General features: G+C 62.9%; 13 protein-coding genes. 4 read left to right on the top strand and 9 right to left on the bottom strand.

Annotation, left to right across the window (positions count from 1 at the left end; all coding sequences use genetic code 11):
- Positions 1 to 43: 43 nt before the first annotated feature.
- The gene (locus V4529_01010; protein ID MES2356898.1) at positions 44 to 400 is read right to left on the bottom strand and encodes a cupin domain-containing protein; all 357 of its coding nucleotides are present in this window, start codon (positions 398 to 400) and stop codon (positions 44 to 46) included.
- A gap of 190 nt (positions 401 to 590) precedes the next feature.
- Between V4529_01010 and V4529_01005 the strand changes: the two genes are divergently transcribed.
- A complete protein-coding gene (locus tag V4529_01005) occupies positions 591 to 2,279 on the top strand; it encodes an FAD-dependent oxidoreductase (GenBank protein MES2356897.1) in 1,689 nt (562 codons plus the stop codon).
- A gap of 27 nt (positions 2,280 to 2,306) precedes the next feature.
- Here the strand turns inward: V4529_01005 and V4529_01000 are convergent, their stop codons facing one another.
- The 5 genes from V4529_01000 to V4529_00980 all read right to left on the bottom strand — a co-directional run bounded on the left by V4529_01000 (position 2,307) and on the right by V4529_00980 (position 9,649).
- Positions 2,307 to 3,836 (bottom strand): efflux transporter outer membrane subunit, encoded by a 1,530-nt coding sequence (locus V4529_01000; protein MES2356896.1) that lies wholly within the window; start codon positions 3,834 to 3,836, stop codon positions 2,307 to 2,309.
- Positions 3,837 to 3,850: 14 nt separating this feature from the next.
- Positions 3,851 to 7,072 (bottom strand): multidrug efflux RND transporter permease subunit, encoded by a 3,222-nt coding sequence (locus V4529_00995; GenBank protein MES2356895.1) that lies wholly within the window; start codon positions 7,070 to 7,072, stop codon positions 3,851 to 3,853.
- Complete coding sequence (locus tag V4529_00990) at positions 7,069 to 8,340, bottom strand: efflux RND transporter periplasmic adaptor subunit (GenBank protein MES2356894.1); 1,272 nt, start codon at positions 8,338 to 8,340, stop codon at positions 7,069 to 7,071. The genes V4529_00995 and V4529_00990 overlap by 4 nt, the downstream gene beginning before the upstream one ends.
- Positions 8,341 to 8,496: 156 nt before the next feature.
- Positions 8,497 to 8,976, bottom strand: a complete 480-nt coding sequence (locus tag V4529_00985) for a MarR family transcriptional regulator (protein MES2356893.1) — start codon at positions 8,974 to 8,976, stop codon at positions 8,497 to 8,499.
- A gap of 112 nt (positions 8,977 to 9,088) precedes the next feature.
- Positions 9,089 to 9,649: a hypothetical protein gene (locus V4529_00980; protein MES2356892.1), complete on the bottom strand. Its 561-nt coding sequence runs from the start codon at positions 9,647 to 9,649 to the stop codon at positions 9,089 to 9,091.
- Between the two features lie 180 nt (positions 9,650 to 9,829).
- On the opposite strand from V4529_00980, the gene V4529_00975 reads away from it, so the two are divergent.
- From V4529_00975 to V4529_00965, 3 genes are all read left to right on the top strand, one after another.
- Positions 9,830 to 10,036 (top strand): SRPBCC domain-containing protein, encoded by a 207-nt coding sequence (locus V4529_00975; protein MES2356891.1) that lies wholly within the window; start codon positions 9,830 to 9,832, stop codon positions 10,034 to 10,036.
- Positions 10,033 to 10,593: a G/U mismatch-specific DNA glycosylase gene (gene mug, locus V4529_00970; GenBank protein ID MES2356890.1), complete on the top strand. Its 561-nt coding sequence runs from the start codon at positions 10,033 to 10,035 to the stop codon at positions 10,591 to 10,593. Before V4529_00975 ends, mug begins: the two co-directional genes overlap by 4 nt.
- Before the next feature lie 121 nt (positions 10,594 to 10,714).
- Positions 10,715 to 11,257: a methylated-DNA--[protein]-cysteine S-methyltransferase gene (locus tag V4529_00965; protein ID MES2356889.1), complete on the top strand. Its 543-nt coding sequence runs from the start codon at positions 10,715 to 10,717 to the stop codon at positions 11,255 to 11,257.
- 90 nt (positions 11,258 to 11,347) lie between these two features.
- Here the strand turns inward: V4529_00965 and V4529_00960 are convergent, their stop codons facing one another.
- The 3 genes from V4529_00960 to V4529_00950 all read right to left on the bottom strand — a co-directional run bounded on the left by V4529_00960 (position 11,348) and on the right by V4529_00950 (position 16,989).
- Entirely contained in the window at positions 11,348 to 13,822 is a 2,475-nt protein-coding gene (locus tag V4529_00960; protein MES2356888.1) for an EAL domain-containing protein, read from the bottom strand.
- A gap of 139 nt (positions 13,823 to 13,961) precedes the next feature.
- A complete protein-coding gene (locus V4529_00955) occupies positions 13,962 to 14,285 on the bottom strand; it encodes a hypothetical protein (protein MES2356887.1) in 324 nt (107 codons plus the stop codon).
- Between the two features lie 91 nt (positions 14,286 to 14,376).
- Entirely contained in the window at positions 14,377 to 16,989 is a 2,613-nt protein-coding gene (locus V4529_00950) for a protein kinase (protein MES2356886.1), read from the bottom strand.
- Between the last annotated feature and the right edge of the window lie 40 nt (positions 16,990 to 17,029).

Raw genomic sequence — 17,029 nt, 5'->3', positions numbered from 1 at the left:
TGACCGTGACGGCGGCAAGTCACACTGATTGCCGCGATCGAGGCTACCGCCCCAGCTGCTGCTCGATAGTTCTGGTCAGTGGAGATATCACATCTCCCGTGTGTTTGGTCGTCACAGTTTCGATCAGCATTACCCAGCACTCCTCGTCCGCGACTGGATTGTGCCTGACGCCTTTCGGGACGATGTGGAAATCACCCGCTCCGAGCTCGACGTCACCGTCCTCGAACTGGATCTTCAACCGACCCTTCACGACGAGGAACATCTCATCCTCATCATCGTGTTTGTGCCACGTGAACTCGCCCTTGAGCTTCGCGACCTTGACATACTGATCGTTGACGCGGCCGATCACTCTGGGTGACCAGAGGTCGTGCAGGTCCACGAATTGTTGCTCGATGTTCATGGGAACGTTGATTGGGGGTGCGGGCCGACCCAACGCGCCGGTGACAGCTCGTCGTCGACCGGCCGTGTATCATACTGTTACGGCATGAATTTCCGTGCAATCGTCTTGGGCACCTGTATCCGCCACCCGTGAGCCAATCAGTTCCATCCCATTCTGACCCTGTCGAACAGTCGTTCGAAACCCGGAACCCGTGACTTCAAACGTTGCATTCCCCAGCCTGACCCAGCGGCAGATAGAAACACTGTCCAAGTACGCGAAGCGGCGTCACTTCCATCACAACGATACGCTGTTTCAGGCCGGAGTGAGCCCGGCGACTTTCTTCGTGGTTCTGTCCGGCGCGATCGAGATTCTCGACCATTCGGGCGACAAGCCACGAACGATCGTGGTGCATGAACCGGGTCAGTTCACCGGCGACATCGACATCCTCACGCGACGCATCACGGTCGTGAGCGCCGTGGCGCGGGGTGAGACCGACGTGCTCGAAGTCGAACCGGCCGACATCCGCCGCCTGATTGCTGAAGATCCAGGAATGGGCGACGTCATTCTGCAGGCGTTCATTGCGCGCAGAGAACAGCTTCTCGAGTCCGGATTCGAGGGAGTCCGCGTGATCGGGTCGAGAAATTCGCGCGACACGTACCGCATTCGCGAGTTTCTCTCGCGCAATCAGGTACCGATGAGATGGCTCGACGTCGATACCGATTCCGGCGCGGCTGAGCTGTTGCGCCACTTCGGCGTCGGCGATGAAGCGCTCCCCGTCGTGGTGTGCACCGGCCAACCCGTGCTGCGCAATCCGTCCACGCGCGACCTCGCACAGGCTGTGGGGCTCAAGCGCGCGATCGGAAGCGAAGTCTATGATCTGGTGATCGTGGGCGCCGGTCCCGCCGGACTCGCGGCCGCGGTGTACGGTTCGTCCGAAGGGCTCACTACGCTGTTACTCGACGCCGACTCCCCGGGCGGACAGGCAGGCGCGTCCAACGCGATCGAGAATTACCTCGGCTTTCCCATGGGCATTACGGGCGCCGATCTCACCAGGGCCGCGACACTGCAGGCGCAGAAATTCGGTGCGCGCCTGTCCACGCCTGCGCCCGTAACGGCGCTCGAAGATGAAGGATCGCACCTCACGGTGCGCATGGACGACGGTGAAACCGCGTCGGCGCGCTGCGTTCTGATCGCAACGGGCGCGGACTATCGCAAGCTCGACGTTCCCGACCGCGAACGGTTCGAGGGGATCGGCATCTACTACGTCGCGACGAAGACGGAGCTGGATGCGTGCGGCGGCGCCGACGTCGTGATCGTCGGTGCTGGCAACTCGGCCGGTCAGGCAGCAGTGTACCTCGCACAGCACACGCGGAAAGTGACGATGCTCGTGCGCCGCGACAGCATGCGACAGACCATGTCGAGCTATCTCATCGATCGCATCGAGGTCGCGCCAAACATCGACGTGCTCTACACCACTCAGGTTCGCAAGCTTCATGGCGACACGCGTCTCGAGAGCATTGTCGTCGAAAACACCACAACAGGCGAGCGACGCACGATCGACACGCCGGCGGTCTTTACGCTCATCGGGGCCATTCCGCGTACCGATTGGCTACCAGCGCAGATCGACACCGATCCCAAGGGATTCGTCTGCACCGGCCGTCAGCTCGCCAACACGCCGGGCTGGACGCGCAAGCGGCAGCCATTCCTGCTGGAGACGAGTCAGGCGGGTGTGTTTGCGGCTGGCGACGTGCGACTCGGCTCCGCAAAGCGCGTGGCAGCAGCGGTCGGCGAGGGCTCGATGGCGGTCAAGTTCGTGCACGAGTACCTCGCCGAGCTACGCGAAGATCCGCAGCCGGAGCTTACGACGAATGTACCGGTGAAGGGTGTGACCGCCCCGTAGGACACGAGGCGCGGATGCATCCGCGTCTCAACGGATTCCCGCCCCGTCCCAGCTGCCGCCCAACGCCTTGTACAACTGCACCGTTGCCGTGAGATACTGCTGCTCCACCGCGACCAGATTCAGCTGCGCGTTGAACAGGCTCTGCTCCGCGTTCAGCACTTCGAGATAGCTCGACACGCCGCTCGCATATCGACGTTCCGCGATCGACGCTGCGATCGTCAACGCACGCGCCTGCGTCTGCTGCGCCACAAGTTGATCGCGGCCCAGCCGGACCCCGGCAAGCGCGTCGCTGGCTTCACGCAACGCCGTGAGCACGGTCTGCTGATACTGCGCCTTGCGCTCATCCGCTCGTGCACGCGCCGCACGTTCCTCGTTGAGCAGGCGACCACCGGTGAACAGCGGGAACGACAGACCGGCTTGCAGCGTGTAAATCTCACCCGGGCGCGTGAACAGCTTGTTCACCTCCGGCCGTTGCGAGCCGTAGTCACCGCCGACCGTGATCGTGGGAAGTCTGTTCGCTTCCGCGACACCGATTCGTGCGAGCGACGCCTGCATGTCTCGCTGCGCCCGCATCACGTCCGGGCGCCGCGCAATCAATGCGCCCGGGAGCGAATCGGGAACTGCAACTGCCTGGATCACATCCTGCAGCGGACCGCCGCGCGGAATCGAGCCCGGTGGCTGGCCGAGCAGCAGGGACAGAGCATTCTCCTGCTGGCGCCTCTGCAATGCGAATTGTGCGAGGCGCGCTGCCGGATCGGCGACCTGCGCTTCGAACTGGCGCACATCCAGTTCGGAGATCTGGCCCTGCGCGAATCTGCGACGTGCAAGCTCAAGTACAGCCTGCCCCACTGCCCTCGTCGCCTCGGCGATGCGCATGCTCTCGTCCAGCTCGCGCAGCTGCAGGTACTCCGTCGCGACATCACTCACGAGCGTGAGCTCCGTCGCGCGCGCGTCTTCCTCGTAGCTGAGCAGATCGAAGTTCGCTGCCTGAGCGCCGCGACGGATCCGCCCCCAGAAGTCCAGCTCCCATGCAACGTTCGCGGTCGCGCTGATCGCGTCGTACTTGATCGGCGAGCCGCCAGCGAGCGCGATCTTGTTTCGACTCGCTCCTCCGTTCGCCGTTATCTGCGGAAAGAATGGTCCAACCGCTGCACCATGCAGCGCGCGGTACTCGCGAATGCGAGCCTGAGCGACGCGCAGGTCGCGGTTGTTGTCCACCGCGGTCTGGATGAGCGACGCGAGTGTGCTGTCGCGCACGATCTCGAGCCACGTGAGGTTGTGCGCAGGGTCGAGCTGCAGCGTCGTGGGGGCGCCGATCGGCTTCTGCGGCGGCTGACCCTGACTCACCATCGATTGCGGAGCGGGCGAAATGGAATCTGCCGCTCTCGCCGATGCAAGAGAATCGAAGAACGTGCGAGCGGCTGGCGTCACCGCCTGATCGCTCGTTTGTGCGACTGATGGTGTCACGGCCGTGACTGCGGTTGACGGGCCGACGGCGCACGCGGCGAGCAGGCACACCACCGCCGCGCCCGCGAACGCTCTGACTCTGCGCGGCACTTGATTGATTGATATCACTGCTTGTGTACCGGATGGCCGGACGCAGCTGCGCCACCGGCGGGGGGCGCGTCGTGCCCGGTCGCAAGCTCGCGTCGGTTGATCCGCTTCTCGATCACAGCGAAGAACAGCGGAATGAAGAAGACACCGACCGTCGTTGCGACGAGCATTCCGGTGAATACGCCGGTACCCAGCGAATGCCGGCTTGCCGCTCCGGCGCCGCCAGCGACGACGAGCGGAGCGACGCCGAGGATGAATGCAAACGAAGTCATGAGAATTGGACGGAATCGCTCGCGTGCCGCCTCCAGCGCCGCGTCGCGAATGGACATGCCGGATCGTCTGAGCTCCGTCGCAAACTCGACGATGAGGATGGCGTTCTTCGCCGCGAGTCCGAGCACTGCGAGCAGGGCGACCTGGAAATAGATGTCGCTTGAGAGTCCGCGCGCGAATATCCCGAGGTACGCACCGAACACGCCGAACGGCAACGCGAGAATGACAGCGAACGGAATCGACCAGCTCTCGTACTGCGCGGCGAGAACGAGGAACACCAGCACAAGCGCCAGCGCGAGAACCAGTCCAGCCTGCCCCGAAGACGCACGTTCCTGATATGATTCACCGCTGTACGCGTAGCCGACTCCCTGTGCCGCGTACTTGTCCGCGATCAGCTTCTCGACGGCGTCAAGTCCTTCGCCCGAGCTGTGACCGGGTGCCACGGCAGCCGTTATCGTCGCAGACGGGAACCCATTGAATCGCGTGAGCAGTGCTGGGGCACCGCGCATCTCCGTGGTCGTGAGCGCCGACAGCGGGACCATCTCGCCACTCGCGCTGCGCACGTAGAATCGTCCTATGTCTTCGGGCCGCTGCCTGAACTGCGTCTGTGCTTCAGCCTGAACGCGATACGTCCGGCCGTAGAGGTTGAAATCGTTGATGTACAGGTTCGACAACATCGTCTGCAGCGTCGAGAAGATGCTCGCACTGGTCACCCCGCGCGACTCGGCCGCGGCCTCGTCGACGTGGACGTACACCTGCGGCACATCGGTCCGTATGTTGACGTTGGGATTTTGCAGCGATGGCACCTTCTGGAGATCCGCCACGAAACTCCGCACGCTGTTCGCGAACGTGTTGTAATCGGTTCCGGTGCGCTCCTGCAGGTTCAGCTCCAGTCCAGCGGTCGTGCCGAGTCCCGGAATTTCCGGCAGATTGAATCCGAACGCGATCGCGTTCTTCATGCCGAACAACCGGCCGTTCACGCGTTGCAGGACGGCGTCCACCCCGTCCGACGCACCGCGCTCGGCCCATGGCTTGAGACTAACGAATATCGTCGCCGCGTTCGTCTGAGTCGATTGCGATAGAAGATCGAGTCCAACCAGCACCACCACGTTTCGAACGGCTGGCTCCTTGTGAAGCATGTCCTCGATCTGCTTGACCGTCGCAGTGGTGCGCTGCAGTGACGCAGCATCAGGAAGTTGCACAGCTATTGCGAAATAGCCCTTGTCCTCACTCGGCAGAAAGCTGCCGGGGACAACCTTCCACAACACAACCAGTCCAAGCACAAGCGCGACGAAGACACCCAGCCAGAGACTGGGGCGGTCGATGATGCGCCCGGCCGCGCCGACGTAGCGCGTCGTCATCCTGCCGAAACCGTGATTGAACCAGTTGTAGAACCGGTTGTCGGTTTCTTCAGGCGGCTTCCTGAGCAGCACGCCGCATAGTGCCGGCGTCAGTGTGAGCGCGACGAAGCCCGAGAGCACGACCGAGATCACGATGGTGATCGCGAACTGCTTGTACATCGTGCCAGTGATGCCGCCCACCAGCGCAACCGGGATGAACACGGAACACAGCACCAGGACGATCGCCACCAGCGCTCCGCTCACCTGATGCATCGCCTTGTTCGCCGCAACACGCGCCGAAACGTGCTCCGCGGCCATGATTCGCTCGACGTTCTCGATGACGACGATCGCGTCGTCGACCACGATTCCGATCGCCAGCACCATCGCGAACAACGTGAGCGTGTTGATCGTGAATCCCAGAAACTGCAACCCGAGAAACGTTCCGATGATACTCACCGGCACCGCAAGCACAGGAATGAGCGTGGCACGCCAGCTCTGCAAAAAGATGAACACCACGAGCGTGACGAGTATCATCGCCTCCGCGAGCGTAATGACCACTTCCTTGATCGATTCCGTAATGAACGGCGTCGTGTCGAACGGGATCTTCGCTTCGACGCCCGCCGGCATGTTCTTCGACAACTCCTTCAATCGGGCCGCTACGGCGTTCTTCACGTCCAGGTTGTTCGCGCCCGGACGCGCATATACCACCATGAGGGCCGTCTGTGTGCCGTTGAGCCGTCCTGCTGCGTCGTAACCCTGCGAGCCGAGATGCACGTTGGCGATATCGCCGAGATGCACGATCGATCCGTCCGGTCGAGCGCGTACTATGATGTTCGCGAATTCCGCGGGAGTCGTAAGCCGTCCAGCGGTCGTCACCGGCAATGTCAGCTCCGTCCCCGACGGCGCCGGCTCCCGACCGAGGCGGCCTGCCGGCTTGGTGGAATTCTGCGCCTGCACCGCCGCAGATACATCATCCACCGTGATGCCGAGCTGCGCCATCTTTTCGGGATTCAGGCTCAGGAGCATCGCGAAATCGAGCCCGCCGAAGGTCATCGCCGAGCCGACACCGGGAACGCGCTTGATCTCGTCCTCGAGATACAGCTTGGAGTAATTGCTCAGATAAGAGGCGTCGTAACGCGGGTCCTTGGAGCTGAGCGCCGCGACGAGCAGGATGTCCGGATTCGCCTTGGTGATCGTGACGCCGAGCTGTCGTACGGAAGCCGGCAGTTGCGGCAGTGCGAGATTGATCGCATTCTGCACGTCGACCGCGGCCAGATCCTGGTCGCGCGAAATGTCGAACGTGAGCGCGAGGTTCATCGAACCGTCGCTCGCATTGGACGACTTGTAATACAGCAGTCCGTCGAGGCCCGACAACTGTTGCTCGATCGGAGCGGCGACAGAGTTGGCGACGTCCTCCGCGCTCGCGCCGGGATAGACCGCCGTAACGCGAACGCTGGGTGGCGTGATCTGCGGATAACGGTTCACCGGCAGCGACAACATTGCGAGAACGCCGAGCAGTGCGATGACGATGGAGATCACACCGGCCAGAACCGGCCGTTGTACGAAGAAATACTGCGGAGTCTTCTCGTCCTGCGGATTTCCCGCAGGATCAGGCTTGACGGCACTCATCGCGCTGAATCCTTGACCCATGCGCTCGCTGTCGTCGTCCTCGTTGCGACCGGCGTCGCGCTTGCGGCTCCGCCGGTTGCCGCGCCTGGTGCCACGGTCGAGTCGGCCTTCGCGGTCTTCGTGGAATCGACGTAGGGAGTCGGATGTACCGGCGCGCCGGGGCCGATCTTCTGCACGCCATCAACCACTACGCGATCACCTGCGGCGAGTCCGGTTTCGATCAGCCAGTCGTTCCCTGTCCATGTCGTCGCCTTCACTTCACGCGTCGCGACCTTGTTGTCGGCTCCAACCACATACACTATCTGGCGTCCCATCTGCTGCAGCACTGCGCGCTGCGGAATCACTATCGCATTCGTGCGGGACAGCCCGCGCAGTGCAACGTGCACGAACTGACCCGGAAGCATGATTCGATGCGAATTCGCGAACTCGGCGCGGTATTCCTGCGTTCCGGTTTGCGGATCGACCACAGGGTCGATGTAACCGACGCGTCCTTCCGTCGGGAACGCACTCCCGTCCGGAAGTGTGACCTGCACGCGAGCCGATCCGCCCGGCGCCATCGCGCGCGCATACGCCGGATCGCTGCGCCACTGCGCCTGCTGATCCGTCGACGGCCTGAACGTGACGTAGATCGGATCCAGCACATCGATGGTGGTGAGGAGATCCGCGGGCCCGGTCACGCGCGCACCGACATCGAGCAGCGTGCGCTCGATACGACCGTTGATCTGCGCGCGAACCGTCGTCTCGCTCAGATTCTTCCGAGCTGCATCGACACCGCCGCGTGCGTCATCCACCGCAGCGCTCGCGGATTTCACCTGCGCTTCGGCGTTGTCGACGTCCTGCTTTGCAACCGCATTTCCGGGGAGCAGAGCGCGAAGGCGTGACGCCATCGTCTGGGTATTCGCGAGCGTCGCCTCCGCTGACGCGAGACGTGCCTTGGCGCTGCGCCACTCCGCATCGGCTGTGGTCGGATCGATGCGATAGAGCACCTCGCCGACGTGCACCCGTGCGCCTTCGGTGAACGGACGCGCCATGATCACGCCGCTCGCCTGAGCGCGAACCTGCACGCTGCGGTACGCACGTACCTGACCGGTGAATTCCAGATTGTCCTCGACCGTGCGGGGCGTCACCGTGAGCACAGACACTTCCGACGGAGGTGGAGTCGGTGGCGGTCCGGACTTGGAGCAGGCGACGAGAAGAGAGGCAACGCAGGCGCCGGCGGCCATGAAGCCCGACGACGACAGAAAGCGCGTGGTACGAATATGTGACATACGTGATTTATTGGATCTTGAAGACATCAGTGAAAAAACAAATGTCATGTGCGTAACCGATCAAACAGCTGCGCCGGACGCGCGGGCCGGTCGCTGCGAGTTGCGTACCAGACGCGCGCACGAACCCGCTTGACGACCCGCTGTTCACACAGCGCGTCACTTTGTTACATCCGCTCCCTCGCGCTCACACGCGGAGAGGAAGCTGGTGAACACTCGCTGGCAGGTCTCGAGATCGGCGTCGGAGGCACCCGCGAGAAGCTGCCGGCGCAATCGTTCCACCACCGGCATGATGCGGCCGGCGAGTTCCACGCCTGCAGCAGTGAGGTGCAGAGTCCTGGCACGCTGATCGTCCGGATCGGGGCGCCGAACGACGAGACCACTCGCACACAGCTGGTCCAACAGACGGACGAGGCTTGGTCCTTCGATATCCATCTGCTCGGCCAGCGCATTCTGGCGCAGACCATCGTTCTCCCAGATTCGCACGAGTGGCGCTGCTAACGCGCGAGAGAGCCCGAACGCGGTCAGTTCATGGTCGTAGCAGCGGCGCAGCTTCTCCCGGAGTGGACACAGGGTGGCGATGAAGGAAACTTCGAGGCTGTCTCTCGGAATCGCCGGAGGGTCGTTGGATGAGGGCATGCGGTTAGATAGATAGCTACCTACCTAATTTTACGGAAGCCCCCCTTTTGTTCCACCGGCAGCCCGCGAGCGGATGCCGCTATCGGGATGCGATCCCGCTGCTATCCCACCCCTACCTCGGCCAGAGCCACGCGAACACACCCGCGGTCAAAAGTGCGTAGATGATACCGTCGACCGTGGCCTTGAAGGTCGTCATCCACGAGCGTCGCCACCAGATCGACATCTGCCACAACGCGACGGCGTAACCGATGAACGCGGTTACCGCGATGAAGTGAAACACTGCGTGATAATCCGAGCCTGGCGGTGCTGCGAGTCCGGTAAGCCATGCCGCGAGAATGCTTACGATCAGACAGTAGAGGAACCAGAGGCCGAGGTTGCGCCCCATCGACCACTGAGCGTTTGGAAGCACCGTCATGACGATGTTGGGTCCCTGCCTTACCCGCTCCAGAAATTCCGGCGACTTGAGATCCGCGCTGCTCGCGGGACGCGGCAGCATGTAATCGCCCGGAGGTATCGCGAACGGACGAAGCGCGGCGCTGACCTGTTGCTCGTTCGCCACTGATCGGTAGTCGCCCTTGTGCCAGGGCAGCACCGTGTGGATGAGCGCGCTTGCGATGAACACGATCACCGCGGAAAGAAGGATCGGCAGCCACAGTGCGAAGAGCCCTGTCATGACAACCTCCGTCGTCCAGATGTGGGTGAGGCGAATTCCGGATTGGCGAACCATGAAAATGTACGACGAATCGCTCGCGCCCGCCCTCCACGGCGTCGAGTTCCGGCGCCAGTGGCGCCGGTGAGAGTGCCCTGCACCCACGGGATGATTCATCGCCTGCGTGCGCGCTAGCTTTCCGGCATGAGCACGACACGCATCAGCCGCCACATCGACGCAACGATTCAGGCGGAGATGACGGTCTCATACACGCTCCGCGACGCGCATGGCGGCACAGACATCGCTGCCGTGCACGACGGCGTGCCGCGCGGCGTTTCGCCGCAGGACAACGAAACCGGCTGGAGCATGTCGCTGGGAATGGTTGCGAAGCTTCTGGAGTCGCGTGCGTGAAGCAACTCGCGCAGCCTGAGAAACCATCCCATCCGCCCGCAACACTTCCGGACATCCTGGATACCGGCCTGTCGGTGATCTTTTGCGGCATCAATCCCGGAATGCGCGCGGCCATGGCGGGACACCATTTTACCGGTGGCGGAAATCGCTTCTGGCGCACGATTCATCTTGCCGGTTTTACGCCCGAGCAAATAGCGCCGGATGATGATCGCACAATTCTGCAGTACGGCTGTGGCCTGACTACGGCGGTCGAGCGTCCAACCGCGCGTGCAAGCGAACTCTCGAAGCACGAATTTCTCGCCGCGTCCGCAGGCCTCGAGAAGAAGATCGAGCACTTCGCGCCGGAATATGTCGCCTTCCTCGGAAAGGCCGCATACTCGTCCATGTCCGGGCTCCACAAAGTCGAGTGGGGGCTCCAATCACTCACCCTTGGCGGCTCGAAGGTGTGGATACTGCCAAACCCAAGCGGTCTGAATCGCGCATTCAGCCTGAACGACCTCGTTCGCCACTATGGAGAGTTGCGCCAGGCATCTCGCCACTTTCGGACATGGCATTGAGCGCGAATACGCGTGATGGTCATGGGAAGGCTGGCCGGGGATGCCGTAGCACTTGCGTGTCCGAAAATGGCGAGCGTCATTCGGACACCGAGCTAGCTTGTAGATGAACATGGAGACAGACATGCCCATCAGTCACACAGTCATCGATTCACCACTTGGCGAATTGACTCTCGTCGCTCACCACGGCGTGCTGTCCGGAGTGTACTTCCCGGATCATTCGCGCCTGCCCGACGCTGCTACGTTCGGACCATACGTACGGACCGGTTTCGAGGCAGTTGGCCAGCAACTCGGCGAGTACTTCGCTGGCGATCGAATCGAGTTCGATCTTTCACTGGCTCCGCGCGGCAGCGCATTTCAGTTGCGCGTGTGGAATCTGCTGCGCGAAATACCGTATGGTGAGACACGTTCGTACGGTCAGCTTGCGAAGCAGTTGGGAAACGTGGCGCTTGCACGTGAAGTGGGAGGAGCGAATGCTCGCAATCCGCTCAGTATAATCGTCCCGTGTCACCGGGTAGTCGGCGCTGACGGGCGGCTGGTTGGCTACGCCGGCGGACTCGAGCGGAAACGCTTCCTGCTGGATCTGGAAGCGCCAGCCACGTCGGGGCAACTACACATCGGCGGCCGGCCCTGGCGCACAAGCCGCACTGATGGCGGAAACGGCTAGCGAGATATGGCGCGCACGGCCTGTCCGGCGTCGATGCCCCATCGATCCATGTGGCGCGGAGGAGCTGGCTCTACGCGACGCCGACGATGGTCATGTACGTCGTGATAGCGGCGACGACGCCGGGGCACTTCCCGCGATGCACCGCAGGAGTTCGCCATGCGTCATGGGTCGCGCAAACAGGAAGCCCTGTCCGAGCGTGCAGCCGAGCCCGCGAAGGGCCGTATGCTGCGCGCCATCTTCGATGCCTTCAGCTACCGTCCGGAGTTGAAGTGTGTCTGCGAGCGCAACGATGGTGCGTGCCAGTGCGGCGCCGTCGCCGCCACGCGCGATTCCGTCGATGAAACTCTTGTCGATCTTGAGCACGTCCACCGGGAACTGCCTGAGATAGCTGAGCGAGGAGTATCCCGTGCCGAAATCGTCGACCGCCAGGCGGAGTCCGAGTGTCTTGAGCGCTCTCAGCTGGTCCAGGGTCTCGGACGTGTCGCGCATGACTACGCTTTCGGTGATTTCGAGCGTCAGTCGCTCCGGTGCAAGTCCGGTCAGCGCGAGCACGCCACGTACATCGTCGACGATGGAAGCTTCCTGGAGCTGTCGTCCCGAAAGGTTGACCGACACACCGATTTCACTGTCCTCGGCTGAAAGCGGCCAGCTCGCGGCAGCGGTGCACGCCTGAGTGAGCACCCAGAGGCCGAGTGGAACGATGAGGCCGGTGTCCTCCGCGACCGGGATGAACTCCTCGGGGGAGATCAGTCCGCGCCGCGGGTGATTCCAGCGCACCAGCGCTTCGGCACTTACCACGCGGTGCGTGTCCAGCGCCACGATGGGTTGGAAGACCACGGCGAACGGACTTTCGCCGCCATTCATCAGATCTGCCACTGACACGCGCAGGTCCTCTTCGAGTCGCAGACGCGTGAGTGCCTGCTCGTGCATCGACCGCTCGAAGTGCATGGCCTGCCCCTTTCCGCGTGCTTTCGCGGCGTACATCGCGACGTCGGCATTGCGCAGCAAGGCTTCCGCGTCCTCACCCGGTGTGGCGAGCGCAATACCGACGCTTGCCTTCACGAAAATCTCGCGCTCGGAGCCGGCGCCGCGCCCTTCGTTGGTTCCGTCTCTGTCCGCATCGCCAGATGGCGCGGCGCCGGGTTGCGGCAGCGTCACGGTGACCGGCAGCATCAGTGCGGAATACAATCGCGCTGCGGCAGCGTCCGCTTCGTCCACGGTCCTGACGTCCTCGAGCAGGATGGCGAACTCGTCGCCGCCGAGTCTCGCGACCGTGTCACCATCGCGTACGGCATGCTGGAAACACTCGGCAACCCTGCACAGCACTGCGTCGCCAACACCGTGCCCCAGCCCGTCATTGACCAGCTTGAACCCGTCAAGGTCGACGAGCAGTACCGCGACGCTGCCAGCGTTGCGGCTGCCACGCGCAAGCGCGTGCGCTACGCGATCGCGGAACAGGACGCGGTTGGCGAGTCCTGTCAATGCGTCGGTGAGCGCCTGATGTGCCAGCTCACGCTCCAGGCGAACGCGCGCCGTGACATCGTGGAAACTGAGCACGCGTCCCACTGCGTTTGTGCCGATGTGCTGGGGGCGCACGTGACATTCGAACACACGGCCGTCGGTGAGCTCCACCTGATCGAGCCGCTGGTATATTGGCTCGCCCCCTGTGACAGCGTAGTACGCCCCAAGCGCAACGGGGTCGCACACCTGCGCGAGGAGACGGTTCCGGACGGCGGTGCCGTCGCCTTCGGCGAGGAGATGGGGCGAGATCGCCCACATTTCCGCCACGCGCTTGTTGTAGTCCGTGACCCTGCCAGTACCGTCGAGTACGAGGATACCGTCGGCGGTCGCTTCCAGCGTTGCTTCGACGAGTGCCAGAGAGCGCGCAGTGTCTGCCTCTCGCTCGGCGAGCGCGGCATTCACGCCGGCCAGTGCCGCACGCTGCCTTGCGTCGCGAATGGTTCGCTGGCGGAGAGCGTAGCTCCAGAATGACGCGATCACGACCTCCACGACGGCGATCCCGAAGTGGAAACCAAGCTGCATGGTTCCCGCGTGACTGTGGTCGAAGAACGGTACTCCGCCAATCGGTTGCCCCTGATTGTGCCAGTATGCGAACAGCGTATGCTGCGCTACAATGCATATGACGCCTGGCCAGAGCGCGACGACGTCCTGATAGGCGATCATCATCGTCACGGCGGTGAAGATGAAGAAGTGCATCTCCGCGAGGCCGTGCATCTGATAGATGTGCAGAGCGGCGAATCCCTGGAGTGCTACGCCCGCCAGGCAGCGCGTCCAGAACGAGCCCGGCCAGCGCCACGCACTTACAACGAACGACAGGGCGAGCCCGCCGCCAACCAGGACTACGGCGTTCCAGGTTCCGTATACAGGCGCGATCGCGACCGCAAAGAGGAGATGAGCGGAGATGAAGACCGCGATCCACCGGTCGGCCTGACGATAGATAGCCCCGAGCGCCGCGGCCGGCGTGAAGCACTCGTCGGCCTCCGCAACCGCGCCGGTCGCGTTCCGCGGGCCAGCGGCTGTGGCGACCTGGGGGGTGGGCGTCATGTGGAGAAGTATCGGCCCCACGGTGACGGAACCACATTCCCGAGCCGCTAGGCCAGCCCCTGAGGCGGAGCGTTGGCGGTGTCGCCCCACGCATCCGCGTCCGGACACGGGCGAGACCGCCAGGCATCGCGGTTATCTGCTACAGGTTCATGATCATCGGCGGGACAGTCGCTTTCGCAGTCGGTCCGCTCGTATGGTCACCACTGGCATCGTGCACCGTTACGGTATATCCAAAATCTCCGTTGGATGTAAACGCGTCGTCGACGTGGAGCTCCGAGGCGTTGCCCTTGAGACTCCACGTGAACTGACTCGGGAGGTTGTTGATGCTGACAAAGGTCCACGCCGCGCTGGCAGGTTTGCGCTGGAATATGATCTTCCCTGCGGCATTCAAACTCGCAATTGGCGGATCGAACGAAAACGTGTTCGGATCGGTGAACGTTACTTGGACTGTGATGTCCGGCATCTGACGAGTCTCCATGACGGTTGATTTGCCGGCTGCGGGCGGGATGTCCGCGGCCGCTACTTAACGCTCCGCCCTCCGTCGTTCGCGCGCATCACGCCGCAGAGCGTTGATGTTTGCGGACCAGCCTGAGGAACGAAGGTCTGCGGTAGCCGCGCCGAAGAAGTTCGGTGGTGATCAGCGCGGCGTCGTTCTCACGTCCGAGCTCGAGTAACGCGGTAGCCTGCGCCGCAAGCAGTTCTGTCTGCCTGGTCGCAGTCGCCGTGGAATCGATGAGCGAAAGAGCATGCGACCACGCGGCGCGTGCGCCAGCAGCGTCACCGATCTGCGATTGTGCGTCACCCAACGCGAGACTTGCCTCCGTCGCCGCGAGACGGTGCTCGATGTCGCTCGGTTTTGTTGCGACGGCCGAATCGGCTTCCAATGCCACGCGCTGTGCGACGACCACCGCGTCCTTTGCGCGCCCGATCGCAACCAGACTTTGCGCCTGCACGGTGCCGGACCGTATTCGTTCAGCGGCGGCGCGCGGATTGATCGGAGACTTGAGCAACAGACGGCGAATAATCGGCTGGGCCGCGCTCAGCTCGGCGAGCGCGGCCTGCGGATTTCCGTCCTCCAGATGAATCTGCGCAATCTGCCGCTCGGTCTTCGCAAGGCTCCATTGCATCGACGCGTTGGTCGTGTCGTGCGCGACGATCCTGGCGTAGAGCGCACGCGTCGCCGACGCGTCCTCGAGTGCGCCCCTTTCGTCGCCCGTCAACATGCGAAGCTCACCACGGTACGCATGCGCGATGCCGACGTAGTGCTCGTATTCGACGTTGGTTGAATCGTGTGCCAGCAGCGACTGCTTGATTACCAGTTCGGTGTCGTGGCTCGCGAGCGCGCCGGCGAGATCGCCGAGTTTACGCTGGGCCACAGCCGCGGCATTGTGCTCCGCGGCAAGACTGACCTGCCACTCCAGCTTCTTTGGATCGCGATTCACGAGGCTCTGGTTGATTCCGAGGCTCGCCATGTAGGACGAAAGTGCACCACGGATGTCGCCGCTCGCTTCCTTCGCAAAACCGATGTTGTTCAGCGCGTACGCCAACTCGGCGCGATATTCCAGACTGTCCGGATAGTGCGCGATCAGACGCCGACTGATCGTGACGAACGGTACAAAATGAGCGAGTGCTGAATCGATGCTTCCGAGTTCCCAATCGACATTGCCAGCCCAGAAATGGCTGTGAGCGAGTCCCATCTGCCATCGACCGTTCAACGAATCGCGCTGCGCCAGCCTCTCCGAGATAGCAAGAGACTGTCCCATCAAACGGGCAGCGTCCGGTAACTTGCCCTGCGCCATGCGCACCTCGCCCAGTTGCTGCAGCGCCTGCGCACGACGGAACGACTCTTCGTCGCTCAGTTGTGACGCGGGGACGGCAGCGAAATAGACGAGTGCCTTGGCGCCAACGGAATCCAGCACATCGAGCCGTCCCATCACCGTCAGCTTGTCGCGCAGATCGCCAAGCATGAATCCGATCAGGTCCTCCGCCTGACCCTGCCGTGCGACTGCAACGGCACGCGCGCGCGCAAGTCGTCGCGCCTGGACAGTCGCGCCGATGGCAGCTGCGGACAGAAGAACGAGCACTGTTGCCGCGAAGGTCACACCGACTCGATGACGCCGCGTGAACTTCCCAGCGCGATACGCGACGCTGGAGGTATGCGCAGCGACGGGTTTGTTCGCCAGGTAGTTCTCGAGATCGAGCGCGAAAGCGTTGGCGGTCGCGTAGCGTCGCTCACGATCGCGCTCGAGGGCTTCCAGGATGACAGCGTCCAGATCGCCTGCAAGTGTGCGCCTGAGCGTAGCTGCGTCAGTACGACGTTCCGCGGCCAGCATTGCGCGCTGCTCGGCTGGCAGTCCGCCGAATCGGACACTCGGTTGGGGCGGGTCATTGGTTATGTGCTGGGCCAGCAACGCCGCCATTCCGGAAGACTTTGTGGAATCGAACGGCAGCACACCGGCGAGTAATTCGTACAGCATCGCGCCGAGTGCGTAGATGTCCGCGCGAGTATCGATGTCGGTCCCGTCGGAGAGGAACTGCTCCGGGCTCATGTATGCTGGAGTTCCGAGCGCCATGCCAGTCATCGTCAGGCGCGCGCTTGCGAGGGCGGGCGCGATGGCTTTCGCGATTCCGAAGTCGATCACCTTGCACAGCGGCTCGCCGTCCGTATCCGTGACGATGACATTGGACGGCTTGATGTCGCGATGCACGATTCCCTTCTGATGCGCGTGCTGTACCGCTCGGCAAACCTGAATGAACAGATCGATGCGTTCGCGTACGCTGAGGCGGTGCGTGGCAGCGTACTCGGTGATGGTGTGTCCCACCACGTATTCCATGACGAAATACGGCAGCCCCGACTCCGTGACACCCGCGTCGTAAACGCGCGTGATGTTCGGGTGCTCCATCATTGCCAGAGTCTGCTGCTCGGCGTGGAAGCGCGCGACGACCTCGTTGGTATTGAGCCCGTGGCGGAGAATCTTGAGGGCCACCTGGCGGCGAACAGGTTCGTCCTGTTCTGCGAGATACACGACGCCCATACCGCCTTCGCCGAGGAGGCGAACGATGCGGTAGGGCCCAACGTTCGTGAGAGCGCCCTGTGGTTGAGTCGATTGGGTGCCGGTCGATACCGGCTCCCCGTAGGAGCTTACGCCAATGGACTCGGACGGCACCACGCTGCACCTCGCTCATCATGAGTGAAGAGGTCGCAAC

It is taken from the genome of Gemmatimonadota bacterium (assembly GCA_040388625.1).
In the GTDB taxonomy this organism is placed as follows: Bacteria; Gemmatimonadota; Gemmatimonadetes; order Gemmatimonadales; family Gemmatimonadaceae; genus Fen-1247.
This window is presented reverse-complemented; position numbering and strand designations above follow the sequence as displayed.

Coding starts and splice junctions, on each gene's coding strand:
- V4529_00980 (MES2356892.1), bottom strand. CDS start 9,649: ATGACAGGGCTCTTCGCACTGTGGCTGCCGATCCTTCTTTCCGCGGTG.
- V4529_00990 (MES2356894.1), bottom strand. CDS start 8,340: ATGTCACATATTCGTACCACGCGCTTTCTGTCGTCGTCGGGCTTCATG.
- V4529_00995 (MES2356895.1), bottom strand. CDS start 7,072: ATGAGTGCCGTCAAGCCTGATCCTGCGGGAAATCCGCAGGACGAGAAG.
- V4529_01010 (MES2356898.1), bottom strand. CDS start 400: ATGAACATCGAGCAACAATTCGTGGACCTGCACGACCTCTGGTCACCC.
- V4529_00975 (MES2356891.1), top strand. CDS start 9,830: ATGAGCACGACACGCATCAGCCGCCACATCGACGCAACGATTCAGGCG.
- V4529_00955 (MES2356887.1), bottom strand. CDS start 14,285: ATGCCGGACATCACAGTCCAAGTAACGTTCACCGATCCGAACACGTTT.
- V4529_00965 (MES2356889.1), top strand. CDS start 10,715: ATGCCCATCAGTCACACAGTCATCGATTCACCACTTGGCGAATTGACT.
- V4529_00985 (MES2356893.1), bottom strand. CDS start 8,976: ATGCCCTCATCCAACGACCCTCCGGCGATTCCGAGAGACAGCCTCGAA.
- V4529_00960 (MES2356888.1), bottom strand. CDS start 13,822: ATGACGCCCACCCCCCAGGTCGCCACAGCCGCTGGCCCGCGGAACGCG.